The organism is Geomonas agri, assembly GCF_020179605.1.
In the GTDB taxonomy this organism is placed as follows: Bacteria; Desulfobacterota; Desulfuromonadia; order Geobacterales; family Geobacteraceae; genus Geomonas; species Geomonas agri.
In genome coordinates, this window is the sequence record NZ_JAINZO010000003.1 from 109,277 (window position 1) to 133,139 (window position 23,863).

The 23,863-nt window shown below is 61.7% G+C and carries 23 protein-coding genes and 1 rRNA gene; 12 read left to right on the forward strand and 12 right to left on the reverse strand.

The genetic code is table 11. The annotated features are described in order from the left end of the window. Nucleotides 1-178 precede the first annotated feature (178 nt). The 3 genes from K7R21_RS19725 (at nt 179) to K7R21_RS19735 (ending at nt 2,379) form a co-directional block, all read left to right on the forward strand. A complete protein-coding gene (locus K7R21_RS19725) occupies nt 179-1,486 on the forward strand; it encodes a 4Fe-4S dicluster domain-containing protein (RefSeq protein WP_224985012.1) in 1,308 nt (435 codons plus the stop codon). An 80-nt stretch (nt 1,487-1,566) separates the two neighbouring features. Continuing rightward, nucleotides 1,567-2,079: a M48 metallopeptidase family protein gene (locus tag K7R21_RS19730; protein ID WP_224985013.1), complete on the forward strand. Its 513-nt coding sequence runs from the start codon at nt 1,567-1,569 to the stop codon at nt 2,077-2,079. 114 nt (nt 2,080-2,193) lie between these two features. Beyond that, a complete protein-coding gene (locus K7R21_RS19735) occupies nt 2,194-2,379 on the forward strand; it encodes a hypothetical protein (RefSeq protein WP_224985014.1) in 186 nt (61 codons plus the stop codon). Between the two features lie 78 nt (nt 2,380-2,457). Here the strand turns inward: K7R21_RS19735 and K7R21_RS19740 are convergent, their stop codons facing one another. Then, on the reverse strand, nt 2,458-3,327 hold the full coding sequence (locus K7R21_RS19740; RefSeq protein ID WP_224985015.1) for a sterol desaturase family protein: 870 nt from the start codon (nt 3,325-3,327) through the stop codon (nt 2,458-2,460). 356 nt (nt 3,328-3,683) lie between these two features. Between K7R21_RS19740 and K7R21_RS19745 the strand changes: the two genes are divergently transcribed. Together K7R21_RS19745 and K7R21_RS19750 are read left to right on the forward strand one after the other, a co-directional pair. Continuing rightward, entirely contained in the window at nt 3,684-4,133 is a 450-nt protein-coding gene (locus K7R21_RS19745) for a hypothetical protein (protein ID WP_224985016.1), read from the forward strand. Nucleotides 4,134-4,137: 4 nt separating this feature from the next. Next, nucleotides 4,138-4,566 carry a surface-adhesin E family protein gene (locus tag K7R21_RS19750; protein ID WP_224985017.1) on the forward strand — a complete coding sequence of 143 codons (429 nt, stop codon included), beginning with the start codon at nt 4,138-4,140 and terminating at the stop codon, nt 4,564-4,566. A 6-nt stretch (nt 4,567-4,572) separates the two neighbouring features. Here the strand turns inward: K7R21_RS19750 and aroC are convergent, their stop codons facing one another. The 5 genes from aroC to K7R21_RS19775 form a co-directional block, all read right to left on the reverse strand. Beyond that, nucleotides 4,573-5,655: a chorismate synthase gene (aroC, locus tag K7R21_RS19755; RefSeq protein WP_224985018.1), complete on the reverse strand. Its 1,083-nt coding sequence runs from the start codon at nt 5,653-5,655 to the stop codon at nt 4,573-4,575. A 15-nt stretch (nt 5,656-5,670) separates the two neighbouring features. Next, nucleotides 5,671-7,803: a glycogen debranching protein GlgX gene (gene glgX / locus K7R21_RS19760; protein ID WP_224985019.1), complete on the reverse strand. Its 2,133-nt coding sequence runs from the start codon at nt 7,801-7,803 to the stop codon at nt 5,671-5,673. 109 nt (nt 7,804-7,912) lie between these two features. Then, nucleotides 7,913-9,454 carry an apolipoprotein N-acyltransferase gene (gene lnt / locus K7R21_RS19765; RefSeq protein ID WP_224985020.1) on the reverse strand — a complete coding sequence of 514 codons (1,542 nt, stop codon included), beginning with the start codon at nt 9,452-9,454 and terminating at the stop codon, nt 7,913-7,915. 176 nt (nt 9,455-9,630) lie between these two features. Then, nucleotides 9,631-10,158, reverse strand: a complete 528-nt coding sequence (locus tag K7R21_RS19770) for a glycine zipper family protein (RefSeq protein WP_224985021.1) — start codon at nt 10,156-10,158, stop codon at nt 9,631-9,633. 1 nt (nt 10,159) lies between these two features. Then, nucleotides 10,160-10,684 (reverse strand): hypothetical protein, encoded by a 525-nt coding sequence (locus tag K7R21_RS19775; protein WP_224985022.1) that lies wholly within the window; start codon nt 10,682-10,684, stop codon nt 10,160-10,162. Between the two features lie 255 nt (nt 10,685-10,939). Here K7R21_RS19775 and K7R21_RS19780 point away from each other — a divergent pair, with 255 nt between their 5' ends. After that, complete coding sequence (locus tag K7R21_RS19780; protein ID WP_224985023.1) at nt 10,940-12,478, forward strand: cytochrome B6; 1,539 nt, start codon at nt 10,940-10,942, stop codon at nt 12,476-12,478. A 79-nt stretch (nt 12,479-12,557) separates the two neighbouring features. Then, complete coding sequence (locus tag K7R21_RS20790; RefSeq protein ID WP_263630815.1) at nt 12,558-12,683, forward strand: hypothetical protein; 126 nt, start codon at nt 12,558-12,560, stop codon at nt 12,681-12,683. A gap of 71 nt (nt 12,684-12,754) precedes the next feature. Here K7R21_RS20790 and K7R21_RS19785 read toward each other — a convergent pair whose 3' ends face one another. The 3 genes from K7R21_RS19785 to K7R21_RS19795 form a co-directional block, all read right to left on the reverse strand. Next, nucleotides 12,755-13,282 (reverse strand): DUF4142 domain-containing protein, encoded by a 528-nt coding sequence (locus K7R21_RS19785; RefSeq protein ID WP_224985024.1) that lies wholly within the window; start codon nt 13,280-13,282, stop codon nt 12,755-12,757. Nucleotides 13,283-13,478: 196 nt separating this feature from the next. Further along, nucleotides 13,479-14,264: an Fpg/Nei family DNA glycosylase gene (locus tag K7R21_RS19790; RefSeq protein WP_224985025.1), complete on the reverse strand. Its 786-nt coding sequence runs from the start codon at nt 14,262-14,264 to the stop codon at nt 13,479-13,481. Between the two features lie 75 nt (nt 14,265-14,339). After that, entirely contained in the window at nt 14,340-15,266 is a 927-nt protein-coding gene (locus tag K7R21_RS19795; protein ID WP_224985026.1) for a DMT family transporter, read from the reverse strand. 224 nt (nt 15,267-15,490) lie between these two features. On the opposite strand from K7R21_RS19795, the gene K7R21_RS19800 reads away from it, so the two are divergent. The 3 genes from K7R21_RS19800 to K7R21_RS19810 are packed head-to-tail and all read left to right on the forward strand — an operon-like array spanning nt 15,491 to nt 18,846. Further along, nucleotides 15,491-15,826, forward strand: coding sequence for a hypothetical protein (locus K7R21_RS19800; RefSeq protein WP_224985034.1), 336 nt, complete (start codon nt 15,491-15,493; stop codon nt 15,824-15,826). Next, nucleotides 15,816-16,691, forward strand: coding sequence for an HDOD domain-containing protein (locus K7R21_RS19805; RefSeq protein ID WP_224985027.1), 876 nt, complete (start codon nt 15,816-15,818; stop codon nt 16,689-16,691). Before K7R21_RS19800 ends, K7R21_RS19805 begins: the two co-directional genes overlap by 11 nt. Then, nucleotides 16,678-18,846, forward strand: a complete 2,169-nt coding sequence (locus tag K7R21_RS19810; RefSeq protein ID WP_224985028.1) for an ATP-binding protein — start codon at nt 16,678-16,680, stop codon at nt 18,844-18,846. The genes K7R21_RS19805 and K7R21_RS19810 overlap by 14 nt, the downstream gene beginning before the upstream one ends. A 71-nt stretch (nt 18,847-18,917) precedes the next feature. Here the strand turns inward: K7R21_RS19810 and K7R21_RS19815 are convergent, their stop codons facing one another. Beyond that, nucleotides 18,918-19,220, reverse strand: coding sequence for a hypothetical protein (locus K7R21_RS19815; RefSeq protein WP_224985029.1), 303 nt, complete (start codon nt 19,218-19,220; stop codon nt 18,918-18,920). Between the two features lie 299 nt (nt 19,221-19,519). Between K7R21_RS19815 and K7R21_RS19820 the strand changes: the two genes are divergently transcribed. Continuing rightward, complete coding sequence (locus K7R21_RS19820) at nt 19,520-21,118, forward strand: methyl-accepting chemotaxis protein (RefSeq protein ID WP_224985030.1); 1,599 nt, start codon at nt 19,520-19,522, stop codon at nt 21,116-21,118. A 66-nt stretch (nt 21,119-21,184) separates the two neighbouring features. On the opposite strand, the gene ung is transcribed toward K7R21_RS19820, so the two are convergent. Beyond that, on the reverse strand, nt 21,185-21,877 hold the full coding sequence (gene ung / locus K7R21_RS19825) for a uracil-DNA glycosylase (protein WP_224985031.1): 693 nt from the start codon (nt 21,875-21,877) through the stop codon (nt 21,185-21,187). A 250-nt stretch (nt 21,878-22,127) separates the two neighbouring features. On the opposite strand from ung, the gene K7R21_RS19830 reads away from it, so the two are divergent. Next, nucleotides 22,128-23,654 carry a radical SAM protein gene (locus K7R21_RS19830; RefSeq protein ID WP_224985032.1) on the forward strand — a complete coding sequence of 509 codons (1,527 nt, stop codon included), beginning with the start codon at nt 22,128-22,130 and terminating at the stop codon, nt 23,652-23,654. Between the two features lie 90 nt (nt 23,655-23,744). Here the strand turns inward: K7R21_RS19830 and rrf are convergent. Next, nucleotides 23,745-23,861, reverse strand: a 5S ribosomal RNA gene (rrf, locus tag K7R21_RS19835). Nucleotides 23,862-23,863: the final 2 nt, after the last annotated feature.

The window sequence follows — 23,863 nt, forward strand, 5'->3', positions numbered from 1 at the left end:
ATACACCTTAACCTATGCATTTGATCTGCAAAGAGAAAACTCCAAGCGGCAGGCACCATGCATCCCCCACCCGAATTTGCGCGCCTCCCGAAGCGGGATATACTCTTAAAGTTTTTTCTAATCTGCAAACCCTGTTTCAACTGCTACAACCACCGGTAAGACCAGCAGGAGAGCCGCCATGCCGCATCTCCAAAACCGCAACGGATACACTTCCTTGATGGAGCGCCTGGAAAGATTCCCGCAGGGAGCTCCCCCCTCAGAATTGTTCGCCAAGATACTCGCCCTGCTCTTCACCGAAAAGGAGGCGAAGCTCGTTGGGCAACTCCCCATGCACCCGTTTTCGCCGGCGCGGGCGGCCCACGTCTGGGGAGTGAGGGAGGTCGAGGCATACCGCACCCTGGAAGGGCTCGCGGAGCGGGGCTTGCTGCTGGACACGGAGCACGAGGGGGAAAAGCTCTACATCCTGCCCCCTCCTATGGCGGGGTTCCTCGATTTCGTGCTGATGCGGGTGAGAAAGGATGTGGACCAACCGGCCCTGAGCCGGCTGCTCGACCAGTATCTGAACCAGGAAGAGGAGTCCATCCGCGACCTGTACACCGGCGGCAGCACCCCCAGCACCAGGATCATGGTGGACGAGGAACAAGTCCCCTCCTCCAACCTGGCGCGATTGTTCAACTACGAGCGGGCCAGCGAAGTGATCCAGGGGGCCAAGCGCATCGGCATCGGCACCTGCAGCTGCCGCCACAAGATGAGGCACATCGGCAGGGCGTGCTCGGCAGCCCTGGAGACCTGCATGGTCTTCGACGACCTGGCCGATTCGCTGATCCGGCACGGCCACGCACGGGAAAGCAGCATCGAGCAATGCCTGGAACTGTTGCAGCAAAGCAGGGATCAGAACCTGGTCCAGGTAGCGGATAACGCCCAGTTCGGCGTCAGCTCCATCTGCAACTGCTGCAGTTGCTGCTGCGAAACCCTGATCAGGGCCCGCAAGTTCTGCAACCTGCAGCCGGTCTGCAGCACCAACTACGTGGCCGAACTCAAGCCGCAGCGCTGCAGCGGTTGCGGCCGCTGCGTCGATGCCTGCCCCGCCGAAGCGATGCGGCTGGTCTCCGCCAACGACCCGCAGCATCCCTGGCAGCGCAGGTGCGTGCAGGACCAGGAGCGCTGCCTCGGCTGCGGCATCTGCGTCAGGGTGTGCCGTACCAACTCGCTGGTGCTCATCCCCAGGGCGAAGCGGGTGGTGACGCCGGTCGACAACGCGCACCGCTTGGTGCTGATGGCGCTGGAACGCGGCAAGCTGCAGCACTTGATCTGGGACAACCGGGCCATGTTCAACCATCGCGCCATGGCGGCACTGGTCGGGGCCATCCTCAGGCTCCCGGCGGTGAAACAGAAGCTCGCGGCCAGCGAGCTCGGTTCGCGCTACCTGGGCGGTATGATGCAGCGGGTGGCCGAGCACTCCAGCCGGATGCCCTTGCGGTTGTGACGCCGGTTCGCGGTTTGCACTTCCCGCGGCGTTATGCTACTTTCGCGGTTGCTCGTATCACGTCGTCTCGGGAAAAAGAAATGCGCGGATTGAAATACCTGGCTGGATACTCCGAACAAATCACCTCGAAGGTGGAGCGCCTCCTGGCGAACAACGAGCTGGGGGGCGTTTTGCTGGCCAAGTACCCTACCCCGCACCAGGTCAGGACTGACCGGGCGCTCTACGATTTCACCGTCAACCTCAAGAATGAATTCCTGCGCAAGTCCCAGCCGCTCAGCAAGGTGAGCTACGACCCGAAGATCAGCGTCATCAACCACGCCCTCGGCCTGCACTCCTTCGTGTCCCGCGTCCAGGGGGTAAAGCTCACCGCCAAGCACGAGATCCGCATTGCCACTGTGTTCAAGACCGCCCCGGTGGAGTTCCTGCGCATGATCGTGGTGCACGAGCTGGCCCACCTCAAGGAGAAGGAGCACAACAAGGCCTTCTACCAGCTCTGCGAGTACATGGAACCGGGCTACCACCAGCTCGAGTTCGACATGAGGGTGTACCTGACCCACCTGGACGCCTTCGGCCCGCTGTATCAGGAAGCCTGAGCAGCGCCTCCCCGCCATTGACAACGCCCCCCCTGCCGCTAGCATTTAACACTGTTAAAAATTAACACATGCCAACAAATCACCACCTACCCAACCTGGCACAAGGAGGATCCCATGTCGTTCGCGCTCTACATCATCGGATTCATTCTGGTCATTTCCGGCATCGCCTGGGCCTTGGTCACGGCAGGTGTGGCCATGTTCAAGATCGCCATCGTTTCCATCATCCTGCTCGGCATCGGCATCCTGACCGGCGTGGTGAAGACCCGTCCCAAAGACCCGCCGCGGGGACCGTTGGCCTGAAGCGTCTCCGGGCGCCGGACAAAAAAAGAGACCCACCGGAAAATCCCGGTGGGTCTCTTGCGTTTCGGGAGGAGACAGTCAGACCGCCAGCACCGTCGGCGGCACCGGCAGCGGTTCGCGCTTGGGGGCTTGCGCTTCTTCCTGTGGGGTGAACGGCATCGCCAGCACCCTGCCGAGGGTCAACTGCTCCGGGTCCTGGTAACCGGCAACCCCGATGTCGATAGAGTCTTGCAGCACGTTAAGGCGAATGGTGCCGTGCAGGTAATCGGGCCAGGAGAAGATGGTGGACCAGTTGGAGTCGGTTTCCTCCTTCACCACGGAATGGTGGATTCCATGCATGCGCGGGGTGACGATGACGCGGCACAGACGCCGCTCGACCCGGTGCGGGAGCCTCAGGTTGGAGTGATGGAACAGGATCTCCACCAGGGTCAGAGTCTGCCACAGGGCAAGGGCGAAGGGGGATACGCCGATCAGGCGGATCTGGGCCGCGCGCCACGGGACCGAGAGGAGCAGCTCCCCGAAATGGAAGCGAAGCGCGGTGCTGGCATCGAGGTCGCGATCGACGTGGTGCGGTCTGTGGAAGCGCCAGAGCAGGGGGACCTTGTGGGTCAGCACGTGCCAGATGAAGAGCGTGTAGTCCAGGAGCAAGACCGACAGCGCCACCTCCGCCCAGGCGGGGAGGCCCAAAAGCTTCAACAGTCCCAGGCGCTTGGAGTGCACCCGCAGGGCGAGCGGCCCCACCACCGGCTTCTCGGCGAGCCCCACCGTGGCGGCAGCTACGACCGCAAAAGTGGCGTTACGCGTGTTGCGCCGCAGCTTGTCGTCCCTTTCCTTCCGGAGCGGGCGCCTCATCTCCATGGCCGCCACCACGGCAACCGTTCCGACTATCAATGCCGCGTTCAGCCACCCGGGGAGCTCCCCCCTCAGACGATCTCTTCGACAGGACATACTTTACTCCCCTTTCACCGCCTGGCGCCGTACGCTCGAGACGGAGTCCTTCACGATCTCTCTCCCGCCACCCGGTGTACCAGTTCGGCCGCCGCCGTCCAGGCGACATGGTTTCCCAACTCCTTGGCGCTCCCTGAACATGGCAGCCTCCTTCGAGCCTGCATAATTGTTTGATTTTGCCGCCGGTCCGGGCAATTTCCCCATTGTAGCCCCCGCCGTCCCACTGTCAATTTAGGTGGAAGGGGCCACAACTCTGGGCTTTTCCTTACTACCGGCCGCTTGACCACGTAATAGAGCGTTTTATAATTAGCACGGTCATTTCCAGGCAGCAGCGCAACAGACATCAGGAGGCTCCCATGCTGGTCCGCACCCTGCAGGTGGTGGTACATTGCGAGCACAAGACGCTGTGGAACATGCTGATGGACAGGCTGCAGCACCCGGAGCGCTACATGCAGGGGGTGGCCGAGGCACGGCTCACCGAAGAGAGCCGCGATGTCTTCATCTCCGAGATGACGCTCCACGGCGAAAGGGTCAAAGAACGGGTGCTGGCGCGCCCCTACGACGGGGAGTTGCGCCACGAACTGATCGAGCACCCGCAGTTCACCGGCTTCATCGTCAGGAAGATCGTGAAATCAGCCCGGCAGAGCCCGGTCGCTCCGCTGTATCTTGAGTACGACCTGGACCTGCTGCGCAAGTCCCTGAAGGTGCAGGGCGTGGTCCGGGGGGAAGAGGAAATCCTCACCGACCTGGAAACGGAGATGCAGAAGGTGAAGATGAGGGCGGAGGAATCGGACTCGAGGGGGTGAGCAGATGCGAAGGATCTTTCTTGCCCCGTTATGCGCCGGAGCCCTCTACTCTTCCGCTGCTTGGTGCGCGGCGCCGGACTGGTTTCTCCTGGACCAGAACCAGGACTCCAGCTTCTACTACGACCGAAACGGCAACAACAAGGTCCGGGAAGGGGTGATCGAGGTCAGAACGCGGGTGGTCTACAGCGAACAGGGGCGGCAGGAAGCCCTCAAGATGGTGAAAGGGCTGCCGCAGTCGGCGGTCTTGCACGAAACCCTGTACAGCTACGAGATCAACTGCGAAGAACACGAGGGGCACCTGCTCGGCGTCAGCCACCTCGATAGCAACGGCAACATTCTCAAGACTAGCGACCTCGCCGCCGCCACCCAGTGGCAATACCTGCCACCCGACACGCGCATGGGACTGGTCCTGCAGCAGGCCTGCCAGCCCTAGCCGCAGCTACCTCTTGCGGTACTCCTGCCTCAACAACAAGTCCATCACGACCAGCGCTGCCATCGACTCCACGACCGGTACCGCCCGCGGCACGATACACGGGTCGTGGCGTCCTTTCGCCTCCAGCACCGTCTCGCTGCCGTCGAAGCGCGCCGTCTTCTGCGGTAGGGCCACCGTCGCCGGCGGCTTGAAGGCCACCCGGAAGTAAGCCGGCTCCCCGTTGGAAATCCCCCCCTGTACCCCTCCGGAGTAATTGGTCGCCGTCCCGAGTCGTCCCCCCTTGTCCACGAAGGGGTCATTGTGGGCGCTGCCCAGCATGCGGCTGCCACTGAAGCCGGAGCCGATCTCGAACCCCTTGCTGGCGGGAATGGAGAGCATGGCGTGCGCGAGGAGGGCCTCCATCTTGTCGAAAGCGGGCTCGCCCAGCCCGGCGGGAATGTTGCGGCAGACGCAGCAGACGGTCCCCCCGACTGAATCGTCCCGGCTTTTCACCTGGGCGATCAGGTCGGCCATGGCTTGGCTCATGGCGGGGTTGCCGCAACGGACCGGATGCTGGTCCACCATCTGCCGCGTGATCCGCTCCAGGTCGACGTTACCTGCGTCCAGCGCCCCCACGCTATCGACCCAGGCAACGATCTCGATGCCGTGGCGTTCGGCCAGGAACTTTTCCGCGATGGCGCCGGCGGCAACCCTGGCGATGGTCTCGCGGGCGGAGGAGCGCCCGCCGCCGCTGGAGGCGCGCACCCCGTACTTCACCTGGTAGGTGTAGTCGGCGTGCGAAGGGCGGGGAACCTGGGACATCTCCTGGTAATCCCCCGGGCGCTGGTCGCGGTTGTGCACCATGAGCCCGATGGGGGTACCCAGGGTGATGCCATCCTCGACGCCGGAGAGGATGGTGACCAAATCCTCTTCCTCGCGCCGGGTGCTGAGCGCGCTCTGCCCGGGACGGCGGCGGTCGAGTTGAGGCTGGATATCGGACTCGGCAAGGCGCATCCCGGCCGGCACGCCGTCGACGATGGCGCCGACCGCCGGGCAGTGGCTCTCGCCGAAGGTGGAGACTCTGAACAGGGTTCCGAAAACGGAGGACATATCAGCTCCTTCCCCTCACGGGGCGGACGGTTCGACCGGCCGGGAGGAATTTCTGCCGTGCCGCTTCGCCACCAGCACCACCATGCTGCGCGGCGGCAGCCGGTAACTGTCGGAGCCGATCTCTGGCACGCTCTCCCATGGGGAGATGTCGTCGGGGGACGTTAATGAGGTGTCGATCCAGCGGTGCCAAGCGCCGCCGGGAAGCCTCCTGGGGGGCGGGAGCGTGAAGGTGAGCGGTTCCCAGTAGGCGTTGACCATGTAGTGGAACACCAGGTGTTTGGAGGCGCTCCACACGGTGAGGGCGATACTGTGGGACTGGTAGCTCCAGTCCGGGGTGCCGAGGTGGACGCCGTGCCACTCCAGGCGCGCCTGGCCCAGGAGCTGGTTCAGCGTCAGCGTCTCCACGGGGGTATCGCTCTGCCTGAGCCGCGCCCGGATCAGCTCCCTGGTGAAGCGGTAGATGTCGGGATGGACGGCGAGCCGATCCCAGTCGAACCACCCGAGCTCGTTGTCCTGGCAGTAGGCGTTGTTGTTGCCGCGCTGGGTGCGGCGCATCTCGTCGCCCATGAGGATCATCGGGGTGCCCAGCGCCAGCAGGGTGACCGCCATGAAGTTCTTCACCTGGCGGTTGCGCAGCGCCTCGATGGCAGGATCGGAGGTCGCCCCCTCGACGCCGCAGTTCCAGCTCAGGTTGGTATCGGAGCCGTCGCGGTTGTTCTCGCCGTTGGCCTCGTTTTGCTTGTCGTTGTAGCTGACCAGGTCGTTGAGCGTGAAGCCGTCGTGGCAGGTGACGAAGTTGATGCTCTGCTCGGGCTCGCGCTCCTGGTGCCCATAGATGTCGGGGCTCGCCAGCATGCGGGCGGCGAAGCGGGACACCACCCCGTCGTCCCCCTTCAGGAAGCGGCGCACGTCGTCGCGGAACTCGCCGTTCCATTCCTTCCAGCTGTCGCCGATGAAGCTCCCCACCTGGTACAGGCCGCCGGCGTCCCAGGCCTCCGCGATCAGCTTGATGCCAGCCAGTGCCGGGTCAGATTCGATGTCCCAGAGGATGGGAGGGTTCTTGAGCGGGCGCCCCTGTCCGTCGCGGGACAGGATGGAGGCGAGATCAAAGCGGAAACCATCGACGTGCATCTCCTTGACCCAGTAGTGCAGGGAGTCGATGATCAGCCGGCGCACCACGTGGTGGTTGGCATTCAGCGTGTTGCCGCAGCCGGTGTGATTGATGTAGCTGCCGTCGGCGTCCAGCGAGTAGTAGACGTCGTTGGCAAAGCCGCGGAAGCAGAAGGTGGGGCCGTTGTGGTCCCCCTCGGAGGTGTGGTTGTAGACCACGTCGAGGATCACCTCGATATCGGCCTTGTGCAGCGCCTTGACCATGTCGCGGAACTCGTCCAGCGGCCCCAGCGGCCCCTTGCGGGAGCTGTAGGCGGCATGCGGCGCGAAGAAGGAGACCGGGCTGTAGCCCCAGAAGTTGCGCAGCCCCAGCGGGGCGTCGAGCGGGTCGAACTGGAATACCGGCAGGAGTTCGACGGCGGTAATGCCCAGTTCCTTCAGGTACGGGATCTTTTCAACGAGCCCGGCATAGGTGCCGCGCTTCTCCTCGGCGACCCCGGAGGAAGGATGCTTGGTAAAGCCGGCGACGTGCATCTCGTAGATGACTGTCTTCGAATAGGGGCGCTTGAGCGGCAGGTCACCTTCCCAGTCGTAGCCGCGCGGGTCCGCCACCACGCTCTTCATTGCGCTGACCGCGTTGTCCCCGGGAAGGCAGGCATCGCCCCGGCAGTACCCGTCGGGGACGGCGATGGCGCGGCCGTAGGGGTCGATGAGCACCTTGCCGGGATCGAAACGGCGCCCCCGCTGCGGTTCGAAAGGACCGGCGACGCGGTAGCCGTAGAGCTGGCCGGCGCCGATACCGGGGACGAAGACGTGCCAGTAATGGTAGGTGCGGTTGCGCTTGGGATCGAGGGTAATCACGCGGGCGGGGGCGGTGTCGTCGGCGTGGTCGAACAGGAGCAGTTCCACCCCGGTGCAATCCCTGGCGAAGACGCTGAAGTTGACCCCGCCCCGTGTCACCGTGGCGCCCAGGGGGGAGGTGTTCCCTTTGGGGAGTTCCCCGTTTTTCTGGCCTGCTCTTCCAGTCGATCTCGTCATTGTTTCCTTCCGACCGATCTCATAGCGCAGTGCGCTCTCTGTTAAGGTAATGCTGTAACTTTGCGTTTTCCCCTGTGAGACTATAGATGATTATAGTTTTCCGTCAAACTCAGGCACGCGCTTTTTTAGAAAGAGTAACGGCGGCGATCCCGCACACCGAGACGGCCGCGCAGAGCCAGCCGATCCAGTCACCCGCTGCGCCGTACAGCGTCCCCCCTTGCCAAAGCGGCACCCTGCCCACCAGGACCTCGCGAGTCCAGACCCCGGTGCGGCTGACGATGCGTCCGGCGGGATCGACGAAGGCCGAGATGCCGGTATTGGTGCCGCGCACCAGTGCACGGCGGTTCTCGATGGAACGGAAGCTGGCCAGGGCCAGGTGCTCCATCGGCTCGACCGAGTTGCCGTACCAGGAGTCGTTGGTGATGTTGACCATCACCTCCGGTTGCCGACCGGTGCGCCCGCCGCGCATGAGTTTCCTGATGTGGGTGGGGAAAATGTCCTCGTAGCAGATGCTCACCGAGAGGAGGCGGTCCCCCAGCTTGAGCGGCTCCACGCTCCGCCCGGAGAAGAACTTGGCACTGTAGGGGGACCAGGTATAGAGCTGTGGGAAGATGTCCCCGAAGGGGATGTACTCGCCGAAGGGAACCAGCACCGTCTTGTCGTAGCTCCCCAGGATGCGCCCCGAGCCGTCAGCCAAGAGGGCGCTGTTGCAGAAGCGGGTTTCCCCCTCCTCCTTGATCTGCAGGCAGGTCCCGAAGAGGAGCGGCGTGCGCAGGTTGCCCAGCGCGGAGGTGGGGAGGCTTCCCTCGCGGGAATCGAGGGCGACGCTTAAAACACCCTCGGGCCAGACCACCAGGTCGGGCTTTTGTGTCGCTACCAGTTGCTGCGACATCTCGCGGTGTTCCTTCTGCATCTGTTCGACGGCAAGGTGGTTGTCGGCCGCTCCCACGTTAGTCTGCACCAGCCCCACGCTCATCGTCGGCGCCGTGGGCAGTTTTCGGTCCACCTCCCGCAGGCGCAGCTCCCCGTACCCGGCCACCACCAGCAGCGTCACGGCGAGAGCCGCCACCGCGCGCCACGGTATTTCCCTTTGCTCGCGCCAGCGTAGCGTCACCCAGTACAGGGTGGCGTTGATGTAGACCACCAGGAAGGAGACGCCGAGGATGCCGGCGAAGTCGGCAATCTGGGTCAGATGCGAGATGCGATACTGGCTTGCGCCCAGGTAGTTGGGGAAGACCTCCGGCCAAAGCTTCTCGAGAGCGGTCCAGAGAACCGGTGCAGCCCAGAGCACCTGCGACTGCCGGTCGCGGGTGAGCAGCCGGGTGCCCAGGGCCCAGAGCGCCAGTACCATGCCGTTGGCGGCGGCCAGGAGCAACAGGCCGAAGACGCCGGCGATCCAGGGGGCACCAGCGAACTGCTGGAACATCTGGATGATCCAGTAAAAGCCGCCGCCGTGCCCGACGATACCGGCCAGCCAGCCGAGCCAGAATGCGCGTGCCGGTCGCTGGTCCCGCAGCGCCCAGAGCAGGGGAACCAGGAAGAACCATTCCAGGTAGAAGTGGTCGAAGCCCGCGTAGCCCAGAAACATGAGCACGCCGCTCACCACCGCGGCACACAACGGCAGCAACTTGGATTTTGTGGAAGTAGTCAAGGGTGAACCTCTTTCGGATAACTGCGCCTGAACTGCTACTGCGGGTAGCGGCCCCGCTCTTGCGCAAGGTGGCACGATAGCACAGCAGCTTAATAATCACAATCTAACAGGGGGCAGACGGCGGGGTGCCGCACCCCCCAAAAGAAAGGGCGCCCGGGAGGGCGCCCCTACTTCTTTCAACGGTCCGGATAGTAATCCGGCGGAACCGAGTACATGTCCGGCGGAGGGGGTGGGGTGTAGGGCCGCGCCCGACGCACCTTGCGCACCGCCCCCGGGATCTGGTTCCCCTTGGCATACATGCACTGCACGTAGGTGTTGTCATAGCGCCGCTGTGCCTCGTAACCGTAGACCCGTCCGGACTCGGAACCGCTCGCCGCGCCGAAGAGCAAGCCGGTACCGCCGCCAATCGCCGCGCCGGCACCCGCATTGCCGCCGGCCGCTCCTAGCAGGGCCCCGACGCCAGCCCCGACGGCGCCGCCCACCACCGCGCTGGTGGCGGTATTCTGGTTTGCCGTGTCCTGCGGACTCATGCCCAAGCTCTGCTCGGCATACCTGCGGCACAATCCGTCTTCGGCCATGAACTGCTCGAAGGATTTCCCCGGGGTCGGCAGCACCCTGACGCTTGGGCCCGTGGGCATGGTGGCGCAACCGCCAAGCACCAGGAAGGCTAGCAACGACCACACTGTTGGCCTGGTTCTTCTCATGTCAATCCTCCTTGTCTTCCTCAGGCTGGGACGGTGGCGTGGTATTTGGCACCACCTTCATCCAGCCGCTTGGGCAGCGCTCCACATAGGGGTAGTATCCTTCCGGCTTGCGGCAGTAGTACCAATACCCGGTCTGATCTGTGCCGGTCCCGGTGTCGGGGGAGATATATTCCTGCGGGTCCTGCGGCACAACGACCGTCGGCGGGGTGTAGTAATACGGGTAGGCCGGGTAGTTGTAGTAGTAGGGGTAGAAGAAGGGATCCCAGCCCCAACCCGGGCCGATATAGACGCTGCCGGAGAAGTGCCCACCGCCCCTGTGGCCACCATAGTAACCGCCGCGGCTGTAGCTGCCTCCGCCCCGCGCCGCCCCGCGGGCCACGACTGCCCCGCCACCACGATCCGCGACGCGTGTGAAAGCTTCCCCGCGCGCTCCGGAATCGGCATGGCTGCTGGTAACCGAACCTGTCACTGACACAGTGACCAGGAGCAACGGAAGTAAAAGGGTGCTAATCCGGATTTTCTTCATGACCTGGCCCTCCTTTGAGGGATGTTTTGCAACGATTTCAGTATACTACCTGCCCGAAATATCTGCAAAAGCTAACCCGGAGACAACATACCGTGAGGGGCCAGCCCTGTCAATGTGAAGCCGCACCGCAAAGAGTGTGGTTGATACAGCACCGACCGTCGCGGATGCTGCCTCCCCTTCATGCAGTTTGACTTCCCTCCCGGCTATGTAAAAATTAGCTGGTTCAAATATTTCCCACCTCAAAGGAGCTAACGTATGAGAAAAGATGCAGTTGTCCTCTCGTCCCTTTTTCTTGCAGCAGCTCTGGCACTCCCCGCCGTAAACTCCTGGACAGCGGAGGGACATGCCCCCCGCAAAGCCCCGCCCGACGTGGTGATGGAAGCCCAGACGCCGCGGGAGGTGCCGCAAAACCGCCCGGAACAGCAGAAGGGGAGCCACGACCAGTCGGATATGTTCCAGGCCACCAAGGCCGATCCGGCCTCGACCGCTTTCAAGAACCAACCCGACGAAGGGAAGACTCTGGGGTTCGAGTTTTACCGCGACCCGCTGGACGCCAAGAAGCCGATGATGACCTTCCAGGAGGTGTACCAGAAGGACGTCGGTGAAAAGCCCAAGGTGATGGAGACCCAGCGGCGCCTCCTGGAGTCCCGCTACGACCTGCGTCCCAGGCTGTCGCCCAACGTTAAGATGTCACGCGGCAAACCGATCGCCGTCGGCCCGACGGCGCGGCTGGCACAGGGAACCCCCTGGGAAAGGCTCGCCACGATGAATCCCAGCGAGATCAGGTCGAAGAACCTGTTCCCCTACCCTCCGCTCCCGCACCCGAAACAGGTCAACGGTGGCCAGGTCTTCCCGCAGATGCAGCTCGACATGTTCCCGCGGTTGCAGCGCTTCGACGTCGACTTCGACATCCCCGAGGCCTTCCTGCCGGAATTCCCCCCCGCGATCTTCCTGCAGAACCGACCGGAACTGGGCGACGTCTCGCGCGGCGAGGTGGTCTCCATCAACAACTACTACCGGCTATTCAAGGACCTGCTCACCCCGGTCCAACTCGATGGCCTGCGCATGCTGGTGACCCCATTCCCGCAAGAGGAGTTCAACCCAACCGACGACCGCAAATCACCCCAGCCGAGCCTGGGCGTCGCCTGCCTTGACTGCCATGTCAACGGCCACACCACGGCGCAGTTCCACCTGAGTCCGGACATCCGTCCCCAGGAGCGCCGTTTCCGGCTCGATACGGTGAGCCTCAGGGGACTCTATAACCAGCAGATCCACGCATCCAAACGGAGCCTGCGCTCCGTGGAGGACTTCTCGGAGTTTGAGCAGCGCACCGCCTATTTCAACGGGGACGAGATTCACGCCGCCAAGAAGGGAATGAACGTGGTCAGCCGCGTCCAGGTCGCCCACATGGCCCAGATGCAAAATATGTTCGACGTGCCTCCGGCCCCCAAGCTCGATCCGGTCGGCCTCCTCGTCCCCGAGCGGGCGACCCAGGCGGAGCTTGCCGGACAGCAGGTATTTTTCGGCAAGGGAAGGTGCGGCCAGTGCCATCCCGCCCCGTTCTACCTGGACCAACAGATGCACGACCTGCAGCTTGACCGCTTCACCAGGGAGCCTGGCGACGGCCCCATCAAGACCTTCACCCTGCGGGGCATCAAAGAGAGCCCACCCTACATGCATGACGGCCGCTGCCTGACCCTCGAGGACACCGTGAAGTTCTTCGACCTCGTGCTGGGCTTAAGGCTCAACCAACAGGAGCAGGACAACCTGGTCGCGTTCCTGCGGGTGCTCTAGCCTCATCATGGCAGCAACCATAGCCTTGTAGCCAAAGCCCCACTTTCCATGAGGTGGGGCTTTTTTTACGGAGAAAACTATGAAGAAGCGCTCCAGCGGCATCCTCTGCCACATCACCTCGCGTCCCTCCCCGTTCGACATAGGCGACTTCGGGGTCGCCGCGCGTCTGGCCAACATGACGATGAGGTACGATCGGGCGCGCTGAAACAAAGAGGGGCTTCGTCTGGCGACGAGCCCCTCTTTTCCAGGCAGGGTGTGCGGCTGACACCGCTTTTTTTATTTCTCGGCCACGCCCAGCTTGTGAGCCATGTCCTTGGCATGCTGCAGGTGCTGCTCCAGCACCGGCAGGGTCTTTTCGATCCACTCCTTCAGCTGCGGGTCCTTAGCCTTCTTGCTTTCCTTCCTGAATTTCTCGACGTCTTTCTTGTGATCCTTCAGCATGGCCTCGGCGTACTTCTTGTCGAACTCATCGGCAGAGGCATTGGCAAGCTTGTCGACCATCCCCTTATGCTTCATTTCCAGCTTGGTCGGCAGCTTCATCCGGTTGTCCACGAGGCTCTTCAGTTCGTCGTTGGCCTTGCCGTGGTCAGTTACCATGCGCTGGCCGAAGTCCTTCACTTCCTGCGACTTGCCCCTCTCCTTGGCCATCTGCCCCAGTTCGACCTCCATCATCCCCCCACTCGCCGCTTCCTTCACGAACGATTTCTCGCCCATGGTCAACCTCTCGGCCGCCAGGGCCGGGAGCACCAGGCTGCACACTGCAAACAGGGAAACCACCGCCATACACACCAATTTTCTCTTCATGTTGCCTCCTTTTTGTTGGCCGAAGCCGATGATATGTCAGATTAGCAAAATCTAACCATCTAAAAGTAGCGGCCTTCCTCCTCTTGTCAACCGGGGCGAAACCCGTTCGAGGGCCACGGTAGGCACAGGCAACAAAAAAGCGCCCTTGCGGGCGCTTCGTGGGTGTTAACGGAAATGAGGGGCAAACAGCCCGCCGTTACTGGTACAGCTGCTGCTCGTCCGTGTAGTAGGTGCGCTTGGACTGCACGTTCTCCTTGATGATCCTGGCGCCGGTGGGCGAGGTCTTCAGTTCGGGACGGTGTACCTTCAGAAATTCCCGGTACTCGCCTGACACCATGTCCGGGTGCCGCTTGCGCAATTCTGCTATGGCATCTTCGAGCACCTGCGGGATGGCATCCGCCAGCGCCCGGATCGCCTCGGGGGGGAGCTTTCCGGCGGGGGACTTGGGAGAGATGCGTGCAGTCCAGAGTATCTCGTCTGCGTAGGCGTTACCGATCCCGCCGATGAGGGACTGGTCAAGCAGCAGCGGCTTGATGAGCGTCCTCGGTTTCTTGCGGCACAGCTGCTCCAGTTGCTCAGCGGTGACGGCCAGGGCGTCGGGGGCGTCCCTCTCGTCGCCCGGGCTAAGCGTCACGCTGGCCCATCCCTTCTCATCGGTGACGGCAAGGAGGGAGCCGTCGTCGAAGGCGACAGTGAGCACTGGGTAGCGCAGGCGATCCAACTGGGTGGAGTCTGTCAGGGCGAAGCCGCCGGTCAGCATGAGGTGCACCCGTAGGAGGTTGCCGTTGCCGAGGCGGAAGGCGACCTGCTTGCCGGCCCGCTCCACGCCGGTCACCTCGGCGCCCGTCACCGCTTTGGAGAGTTCTACTTCGGCGACGTTCAGTTTTCCCCTCCGGTGGTACGCCACTTGGTTGACCTTCTTGCCGGTCAGGGCCTTGGCGAGATTTTCCGCGTAGACGGTGAGGTCGGGGAGTTCTGGCATGGTTCCTCCTTTACAGCGTAAGACCACTGGTGAGCGTAGCCTGCGGCGGCGTGATGTCAATGCCGGGGGACAGGGTCAGTCGGCGGCAGCACCCTCGGCACGGTAGTCGATGCCGAGCTGGCGCTCGCGCAGGCGCTTCACGGACAAAGGGAGCACCACGGCGGCAAAGATCAGCGCACAGCCGGTCCACTCCTCGGTGGTCAGCCGCTCGCCCAGAAGCAACGTCCCCCCCAGCATGCTCCAGACCGGGTCCATGGTGTAGATGAGCCCCGCCTTGGTCGGGGTAGTGTAGCGCTGGTAGGTGTTCTGCAGGGTGAAGCAGATCACGGTCGGGAAGATGGCGCAGTAGATGAGCGAGCCGAGCGAGACCCAGGTAACCGACAGGGGTGGCGAGGGGAAGAGCAGGTCGATGCTTCCCCCAACCACGGTCACCGTCGCGAACTGGACGAAACTCAGCAGGTAGATGTCCTCGTCGCGCAAAAGCTTCGACACCGAGATAATGTGCAGTGCTATGAACAGCGCGCAGAGGGTGGACAAGAGGTCCCCCTTGTTGAAGCCGTCCACGCCGCCACGGGCCAAAAGCCACAGTCCCGCCAAGGCCAGCACCAGCCCGACCGCACTTAGGCGGTCCAGCCGCTCGCGCCAGAAGGCGAAGCACAAAAGCGGGATCAGGAGCACGAACAGGTTGTTGAGGAACCCCGCGCGGGAAACGCTGGTCCCGCTCACCCCCAGAACGAAGGAAAGGTTGGTGGCCGACAGGGCGAGACCGACGATGAGTCCGGTCCTGAAGGTGCGCCCGTTGAAACGCTTGAGCCGCGGCAGGCACAGTATCCCCATGAGCAGCGTCGCCAGGGCGAAGCGGTAGAACAGGAAGGTGACCGGGGGGATTTCGCGAAATCCGACCTTGTTGAAGATGAAACTGCCGCCCCAAAAGACGGTGGTCAGTACCAGCCAGAAGGTCGCTTTGGATGAACGGTGGTCGTGTTGTATGGATTTGTGCATCCGCATATTAAAGACAGGGGCGGCTGCAGATGTCAACAGTCGTGACGCCGGCGCGGCATTGGTTTAGAATATTTTAAGCAAACAAAGGTAAACCGACGCAAACTGCTGTCAGCGCACAGTCGCTTCTTTATCTTCCCTAAAGTAATACCACCCCCCTACCGATACAATCCAAACATGCTCTGTTTGCAGCCCTCGCCCGAAAAAGAGGAGGCTTTGCCTTGGCAGTGGTCCACATCGATAACCTCACCCCCGGCATGGTGCTCAGTCGCAACGTCTGCGACCGCAGCGGCCGCATGCTCCTTCCCGCCGGCGCCGAGCTCACTGAAAAGCATTTTTCCATTTTCCGCATGTGGGGCGTCCTGGAGGTCGAGGTTGCCGGGGACGCCATCGTTGAGGATGCCGAGACCGCGGCGCCGTTGAGCCAGGAGATCGACCCGGAGCTCCTCGCCGAGGCCAGGGCGGAAATGGAGCGGCTGTTCATCTACAACGACCCGGAGCATCCCGCCATCAAGGAACTGATGCGCATCTGCACCGAGAGGAGGGCTACCCGTGCTGCGTAAGCCCCAACTGTCGGTAGAGCACATGGTGGAGGATGTCTCCACCATCCATTCCCTCCCCCTATTCTATTCACAGCTATCGGAGGCGATCGATCACCCCCGTAGCTCCATCGGCGACATCGCGAAAATCATCGCCGAGGACCAGGGGCTCACGGCGCGCATCCTGAAGCTCGCCAACAGCCCGTTGTTCGGCTACTTCTCCAAGATCGACACCATCACCCAGGCCGTCACCATCATCGGGGTGCTCCAGGTGCGCGACCTCGCCCTCGCCCTCTCGGTGATGGACGTGTTCAAGGGGATTCCCGAGGACCTGGTCAACATGGAGCAGTTCTGGAAGCACAGCATCGCCACCGGGCTCGCCTCGAGGCTTCTGGCCACCAGCCAGCGGGAATCCAACCTGGAGCGTTTCTTCGTAGCCGGGATCCTGCATGACGTGGGGCGGCTGGTGATGTACGTCAAGGTCCCCCAGCTCTGCCTGGAACTGCTCGAGCAGTGCCGCGCCACGGGGTCACTGCTGCACCGCGCCGAGCGCGAGCGGCTCGGCTTCGACCATGCCGAGGTCGGGTGCGCCCTGCTCAAGCGGTGGAAGATTCCGCCGCGGGTGGCCGAACCGGTGGGGACCCACCACGACAGCCGCAAGGGTGACCAGTACCCCAGGGAGGGGGGCATCCTTCACTTCGCCGACGTGATCGCCCACGCGCTGCAGATAGGCAACAGCGGTGAGGTCTTCGTTCCGGAACTCGACCAGGGCGTGTGGGACCGGCTGCAGATCTCCAGCTTTTACCTGCCGACACTGGTGAAGCAGGTCGATGACACCTACGAACAGACCGTCTCCGCACTATTCGGGGGTGACGATGCCGCCCGATGACCCCCGCGACATGCAGATCCGCAAGCTCCAGGAAAGGGTCAGCTTCCTCGAGGAGAGCAACCTCAACTACCTGAAGACACTCGACGTCCTCACCGCTTGCAGTGACTTCCAATCGGACATCTACCGCGTCAAGGAATCCTCCTTCGTGATCAAGGCCGTCTTCGGGCAACTAAGGCGCCTGATCCCCTTCGCCACCCTGGCCATGTTCGGCATCGACGAGGACTCCTCCTTCGACCTGACCGTCTGCGAGCCGGAACCCGCCAGGGCGGCGGTCCGCAAGGAGGTCGAGGCACGGGTACAGGACGGCACCTTCGCGTGGGCCCTGAACCAGAACCACCCGGTGATCGTCCCCACCATCTCGGGCGCCGAAACGCTCGTTCTGCACGTTCTGGCTACCAACAGTCGCATCAGGGGGATGTTCGCCGGGATCATGCCGAGCAACCACCTGAACATCGAAGTTTCCACGCTGAACGCCCTGAGCAGTATCCTGATCAACACCGCCTACGCCGTGGAGAATTCCGAGCTCTACGACATGCTCCAGGAACACATGCAGAACCTCGAACTGAAGGTGCAGCAGCGTACCACCGAACTTGAGCACGCACTGGTGCAGGCGGAGGCGGCAACGGCCGCCAAGAGCATCTTCCTGGCCAACATGAGCCACGAGATCCGCACCCCGATGAACGGCGTGATCGGGCTGGCCCGGCTGCTCATGGATACCAGCCTGGACAAGGTGCAGCGTGAGTACCTGGGGTCCCTGTCGGACTGCGCCGAAAGCCTGCTCACCATCATCAACGAGATCCTCGACATCTCCAAGGTCGAGGCCGGAATGATCACGCTGGAGCGGATTGTCTTCGATCTGCATCGCTTCCTGAATCGCTGCCTACAGCCTTTCATACTGCGCGGGCAGGAAAAAGGCGTGCAGGTCCAGTTGGAGATGGGACAGGGGCTGCCGCAGTTGATCGAGGGTGATCAGGTGCGCATCGGGCAGGTGCTTGGCAACCTGGTGGGCAATGCGCTCAAGTTCACCAACAAGGGAACCATCACTGTGAGCTGCCGCCTCCTGGAACACACGGCGGGGGGAGTGCTGCTGAAATTCGCGGTCGCGGACACTGGGATCGGCATCGCCCCCCAGGCCCTCGACGTCATCTTCGAAAAGTTCTCCCAGGCCGACAGTTCCACCACCCGTCTTTACGGCGGCACCGGCCTCGGGCTCTCCATCAGCAGAAGCCTGGTCGAACTCATGGGCGGTGCCCTCGGGGTCGAGAGCCGACTCGGAGAGGGGAGCGTGTTCAGTTTCACCCTGCAGGCGCGGCTCCCGCTTCCTGGCGAAGTGCCCGCCGATGACGCGGAAGAGACGGGCGCCTCTCCCCTGAGCCCACTGCGCATACTCCTGGTGGACGACGTACCGATCAACCAGCTCATCTCCTTGAAGCTCGTCGCCAAGACCGGAAACCACCAGGTCGACTGCGCTGCAAACGGCGAGGAAGCGCTGGAGCAGTGGAGGCAGAAGACCTACGACCTCATCTTCATGGATGTGCAGATGCCGGTCATGGACGGGCTGGAGGCGACCAGGATCATCCGCAGCCGCGAGAAGGGAACCGGCCAAAGGGTGCACATCTGCGCCATGACAGCCAACGCGATGAAAGAAGACGTGGAGGTTTGCCGCCAGGCCGGGATGGACAGCCATATTTCCAAGCCGGTGCGGGAAAAGGAGCTCAACGCTATCATCAGGAAGATCAGCAGCGAAGTGACGCGCGGCGCAGAGCCGTCGGGCGTCACTGCCATGCCGGAGCCGCTGCTTCAGGCAAACAGCGGGGAACCGGACTTCGACCTGGGTGACCTCCTGGAACGCCTGGATGGTGACGAGGCCCTGGTAGGTTTCTTCGTGACCAAGTTCGTGGCAGCGGTAACGGAGCACCTGCACCTCTTGCAAGAGGCAATGCAGCGTGGCGACCACCAAACCTGTCACTTCAAGGCACACACCATAGCGGGGACGGCAGCTAACATGGGTGCCGCGCGGGTGCGCACGTTGGCCGCGCAGATGGAACAAGCAGCAAAAGCCGGGGAAACTTCCGCCCTGCCCGACCTTCTTGACCAGTTACAGAAGGCATTTGCTGCATTCATAGCGGTCGCCGCCCCTCCCGCAAAAAGCTGACGCAACGAAAATGGAGGCTCAAACGGCAGCCCCCATTTTCCTCCCTTCATTTTTGTTCAACAAAGGCGCGACTACGCTCCACCCCTAGTCAGGACCTCCATGTTCTGGATGGCGTCCCTAAGCTGGAATTGCAGGTTTTTAAGCTCTTCCTTCGTGTAGACGCTGCTCCCCTTGCCGATCTCACGCTCAAGCCTGTCGATCCTTTGCTGCAGGGAATCCACACTATCTCGGCAGGTTTGTGCAACCAGCAGGCACTGATCTTTCTGGACATTATCGGCCCCGCTCATTCCCATGCCTGTCTCAGCAGCAACCGGGAGGGCGGATATGATGGTAACCGTGGTAAGGAAACCAAGTTTCCTGACAATACCTTTCATGGCTAACCTCCTTTTTAAGCGACAATCCAGGATATTATGAGTATAGGAGCCGCCCTCAGACTTTGCAAGTGAATTTCTTTATCATAAACCTGTTTTCAATGCCATCCCCTGTGACACGTAACCTCCATTCTCCCACCAGGCTATGACATCCTACATCGTCGATCTGACAGTGCAGCCCACCTGCATACTGTATACAAAAATTCCGTCAATTTCCCTAAATATTCTAGTGGCTAAGCCGAAGTGTATTACAAACCGACGGTACCATCACGTCCACCATCAGCGACAAGAGGTGTGCATTAATGAACATCAGCAAGAAGATTTTCATCGCCAACGTGGCCATCGTCCTGGTCGCCACCATCACGACATCTGCCATCACGCTTTACGTGATCAAGAAGGAGATCACCCGTCAGGTCACCGTAGGCCTCACATCGCGTACCAAGGCATTCCGCGAACTGGTCGCCCCCAACGGCGCCGGATTCGCTATGGTGGACGGCAAACTCCAGTCGAACGGAACGGTCTTGGACGGGCGCAACGATTTGACAGACAAAATGAAGGAAATCTTCGGAGGCGAGGCCACCATCTTCCAGGGCGACGTCCGCGTTGCCACCACCATCAAGAAGGACGACGGCAGCCGGGCGGTAGGGACGTCCCTGCAGGGCGCCGCACGGGAAGCGGTCATAGATCGGTCGTCCACCTACCTCGGCGAAGCCAACATCCTGGGCACCCCCCATTTCGCCTCGTACCTGCCGCTTCTGGACAACCAGGGTAAGGTCATCGGCGCCCTCTTCGTCGGTGAAAAAAAGTCGCAATTCCTCGCCGTGTTCGACGACCTGAAATACCTGAGCCTTGGCATCTCGGGCCTGCTTGCCGGGCTCCTTGCGCTGGTCGCCTTCCTGGTCATGCACCGGGCGCTCGAGCCGATGCGGGCACTGATCGCGACCCTCAAGCATGTCGCTGAGGGTGACGGGGACCTGACCCGCCGACTGGCAGAGTCTGATGACGAAATCGGGACGGCAAGCCGCTACTTCAACCTCTTCATAGAGCGCGTGCACGCCATCGTCCAGACCGTTGCTGACAACGCAAACTCGGTGACCGAGGCGAGTTCGGAACTGCACCACAGCACCGAACAGTTGGCCCGCACCACGGAGGACGTCGCAGGACAGACAGAAACTGTCTCTACCGCCGGAGAAGAAATGGCGGCGACCTCTGCCGACATCTCCAGGAATTGCCTGCAAGCGGTCGAGAGTGCGCAACGCGCCTGCGACATGGCCACCGTCGGTTCCGCAGACGTCGAACGGAGCATCCACGGCATGCAGCTCATCAACGAGAAAGTGCGACTTACCTCCGAAAGCGTCAGCAGTCTCGGAGCCATGTCGCAGCAAATCGGGGAGATAATCAACACGATTCAGGACATCGCCGACCAGACCAACCTCTTGGCGCTCAACGCAGCCATCGAGGCGGCCCGTGCCGGTGAACAGGGGCGCGGTTTTGCCGTCGTCGCGGATGAAGTGCGCAGCCTGGCCGAGCGGACCACCCACGCCACTAAGGAGATAGAGAATAATATTCGGTCCATCCAGGATGAGACCAACCGGGCTGTGCAGGTAATGCAGGAAAGCGCCCGGGAAGCTGCGAAAGGGGCGGAAGATTCGGTGAAATCTGGGCAAAGCCTGGAAGGGATTCTAAAGCAGATCAACGAGGTAACCCTGCAGATAGGTCAGATCGCCACGGCGGCCGAGGAGCAAAGCGCCACCAGTCGCGAGATCAGCAACAACGTGCACCAGATCACCGGGATCATCCAGGGGACAGCCCGGGCCAACCGCGAGTCCATGGCCACAGCTGACAAGCTGAACTCGCTATCGGCCAACCTCAAGGGACAGATCAGCCGGTTCAGCTATTAGTCGAAACAGCAGTCGGAATCAAGGGACGGCCCGGCATGATGTCCGGGCCGTTTTTTTGTGGTGCAGTCAGGGGAGTCGCCAGTCGATGGGGGATAGGCCGTGCCGGACCAGGTAGGCGTTAGCCTTCGAGAAATGGCGGCATCCCAAAAAGCCGCGGTGCGCCGAAAGCGGTGATGGGTGCGGGGCGCGCAGCACCAGGTGCCGGGTCTCGTCGATAACGGCCCCCTTTTTCTGGGCGTAGGCCCCCCACAACATGAAGACCACGTGTTCCTTCTTCTCGTTCAGGAGGGTAATAACGCGATCAGTGAAAACCTCCCACCCTCTGCCCTGGTGTGAGGCCGCCTTGCCCGCCTCCACCGTCAGCACGCTGTTGAGGAGCAACACCCCCTGGTCGGCCCATGCTCCCAAGTGGCCGTGCCTGAAGTCAGCCGGCGCCAGCCCAAGGTCGCTCTGGATCTCCTTGAATATGTTCACCAGAGATGGGGGGATGTCGATGCCGTGCTGCACGGAGAAGCACAGTCCGTGGGCCTGGTCCGGGCCGTGGTACGGGTCCTGGCCCAGGACGACTACCTTGACGTGCTCAAAGGACGTGGAGTTCATGGCGTTGAAGTATTCGCCCCCCTTGGGGTAGATCACCTTCCGCCTGGACATCTCTTGGCGCAGGAACTCTTTAAGCTCCCGCATGTACGGCTTCTCGAACTCGTCCAGGAGGTGGTTTTTCCAGCTCGTTTCCAGACGTACCTGTGATTCGGTCGACATGTGCCAGCTCCGCATGCATCATCCATGGAATAGGCAGAAGTTACCATACCCTCCTTTGCACAGCCAAGCCCAATCTACACTTCGAACTACACCTGTCACACCATAATCACCTCATCCCGCTGTCAGCAAGAGAGCAGAGCAACGTTTGTTGCAGCTGAAGCATGAAGACGACACACATTGACAGTCTTTAATGCCGAAGTAGACTGTTGGAGTTGTAAAAAGGAGGCCTAACCCGAAGGAGGAGGAGACCATGCCACTAGAATGTTCCGTTTTGGGCAAGGACCTGGCCATAACCGAAACCACAGTTCCCGTTATATCTCCTTACTGGCGCCTGAAACGAAATGGTCATTGGGCACTGCTCTGCCGTTACGAGCAGGAGCAGGCTCGCTACTCGATGCTGTCCCCAAAGGTGGGGGCCACACTGGCCCTGATGGATGGCAGGCTGACCTTACGGCACCTGTCGATGATCGCTCAATACGCTTTTGACCTGGAATCTCAGGAGGCGTCCCAGGAGTTCGTGACGGGGGCGATCATGGCGGCAAACAGGGAGGATGACGCCGTAATCAACATGACCCCGGAACTGGAGCCTTACGTCAAGCGGATCGACCCGTTCGAGTTCGCGGTCAAGGCCTCCAAGTGGAAGGCGCAGGAAAGACCGGCAGCACCGCTTTCGTTGAACCTGATGTTTTCCAACGATTGCCACACCAACTGTTCGTACTGTTTTGCCAAAGGACACTGCGTTCCCGAGAGCAAGCTGCTGTCGACCGAGCGTTGGAAAGAGCTGCTGCGCGAAGCCAAATTGCTCGGGATAGACCAGGTATCCCTCTCCGGTGGGGATCCACTGTTCAGAAAGGACGCGTTGAAGTTGATCGAGGAGATGATCGATCTCGAAATGCTCTTCGTTCTCTCGACCAAGTGCTACATCACCGAGGAAATAGCAGACCGGCTGGTCTCCATCGGCATGACACAGCCGGTTAACCAGTACGTGCGCGAGATCCAGTTGAACATGGATCCGAACGAGTCCACCGCAGACAATTTAGCCGGCAGCCCCGGGTACTATCACAGGGCGGTGCACAGCATCAGGAATCTGTTGAAAAGAGGCTTTAACGTCAGGGTCAAAGCCGTGGTCACGGCCCTGACCGTTCCTCATATATATGACTGGGTGGAAGAGTTGCAAGACATGGGGGTGCGCCAGATCTCGGTGGCGGCTTATAACAGGGGACTCAACAACAAGAACGAGAACCTGTTCCTTGGCAGGGAAGACAGGGCGTCCATCATCGATCAGTGTCGCCGGGCCAGGATCGACTTCCCAGAGATCGACTTGAGGACCATTGGTTGCGAGCCGCTCCACGACACGGTCGCGGTACAAAGGCGGCACGCGGAACCTGTGACAGCCCTCCCCGGCGAGGACCCAGAAATCCACGACAAGATCAGACGCTGGAAGGAAGGGGATCACTCGTTCAGCGCGCAAAGCAGCATGACCATCACCCCCGACGGGAAGGTGATGCTCTACGACACCGTACCGCAAGATGAAACACTCTTAGTAGGCGACGTATCGACCAATTCCATCCTGGAGGTCTGGGACAGCGAGCCGCTGCAGAACTATCCATTCCCGAAAACGGAGCTGTTCAAGGGCGCCGCCTGCTACGATTGCAAGAACCTGGCGCAGTGCCAGAGTAAAGCAGGCTACTGCTTCCGGGACGCCTATTTCCACTCTGGAAGCGTCCTGGTGCCGCCGGCTCAGTGCCCGATGGTGCAAGGCGAGAGCGCGTTCTGAGCCTGGTTTGGAGTTGACAAGGCGTTCAACACCGGCACGTGAACGCAAAAAAGCCCCGTCTGGGATCAGACGGGGCTTTTTCAATTAAATTCCCTGCGGCGACCTACTCTCCCACACCGTTACCAGTGCAGTACCATCGGCCCTGAGAGGCTTAACTTCCGTGTTCGGGATGGGAACGGGTGTGACCCTCTCGGCATAGCCACAGAGAA

Coding starts and splice junctions, on each gene's coding strand:
- K7R21_RS19770 (WP_224985021.1), bottom strand. CDS start 10,158: ATGAGAAGAACCAGGCCAACAGTGTGGTCGTTGCTAGCCTTCCTGGTG.
- K7R21_RS19795 (WP_224985026.1), bottom strand. CDS start 15,266: ATGCACAAATCCATACAACACGACCACCGTTCATCCAAAGCGACCTTC.
- K7R21_RS19730 (WP_224985013.1), top strand. CDS start 1,567: ATGCGCGGATTGAAATACCTGGCTGGATACTCCGAACAAATCACCTCG.
- K7R21_RS19790 (WP_224985025.1), bottom strand. CDS start 14,264: ATGCCAGAACTCCCCGACCTCACCGTCTACGCGGAAAATCTCGCCAAG.
- K7R21_RS19830 (WP_224985032.1), top strand. CDS start 22,128: ATGCCACTAGAATGTTCCGTTTTGGGCAAGGACCTGGCCATAACCGAA.
- glgX (WP_224985019.1), bottom strand. CDS start 7,803: ATGACGAGATCGACTGGAAGAGCAGGCCAGAAAAACGGGGAACTCCCC.
- K7R21_RS19785 (WP_224985024.1), bottom strand. CDS start 13,282: ATGAAGAGAAAATTGGTGTGTATGGCGGTGGTTTCCCTGTTTGCAGTG.
- K7R21_RS19780 (WP_224985023.1), top strand. CDS start 10,940: ATGAGAAAAGATGCAGTTGTCCTCTCGTCCCTTTTTCTTGCAGCAGCT.
- K7R21_RS19750 (WP_224985017.1), top strand. CDS start 4,138: ATGCGAAGGATCTTTCTTGCCCCGTTATGCGCCGGAGCCCTCTACTCT.
- K7R21_RS19775 (WP_224985022.1), bottom strand. CDS start 10,684: ATGAAGAAAATCCGGATTAGCACCCTTTTACTTCCGTTGCTCCTGGTC.
- K7R21_RS19740 (WP_224985015.1), bottom strand. CDS start 3,327: ATGTCCTGTCGAAGAGATCGTCTGAGGGGGGAGCTCCCCGGGTGGCTG.
- K7R21_RS19735 (WP_224985014.1), top strand. CDS start 2,194: ATGTCGTTCGCGCTCTACATCATCGGATTCATTCTGGTCATTTCCGGC.
- aroC (WP_224985018.1), bottom strand. CDS start 5,655: ATGTCCTCCGTTTTCGGAACCCTGTTCAGAGTCTCCACCTTCGGCGAG.
- K7R21_RS19725 (WP_224985012.1), top strand. CDS start 179: ATGCCGCATCTCCAAAACCGCAACGGATACACTTCCTTGATGGAGCGC.
- K7R21_RS19815 (WP_224985029.1), bottom strand. CDS start 19,220: ATGAAAGGTATTGTCAGGAAACTTGGTTTCCTTACCACGGTTACCATC.
- ung (WP_224985031.1), bottom strand. CDS start 21,877: ATGTCGACCGAATCACAGGTACGTCTGGAAACGAGCTGGAAAAACCAC.
- K7R21_RS19810 (WP_224985028.1), top strand. CDS start 16,678: ATGCCGCCCGATGACCCCCGCGACATGCAGATCCGCAAGCTCCAGGAA.
- K7R21_RS20790 (WP_263630815.1), top strand. CDS start 12,558: ATGAAGAAGCGCTCCAGCGGCATCCTCTGCCACATCACCTCGCGTCCC.
- K7R21_RS19745 (WP_224985016.1), top strand. CDS start 3,684: ATGCTGGTCCGCACCCTGCAGGTGGTGGTACATTGCGAGCACAAGACG.
- K7R21_RS19820 (WP_224985030.1), top strand. CDS start 19,520: ATGAACATCAGCAAGAAGATTTTCATCGCCAACGTGGCCATCGTCCTG.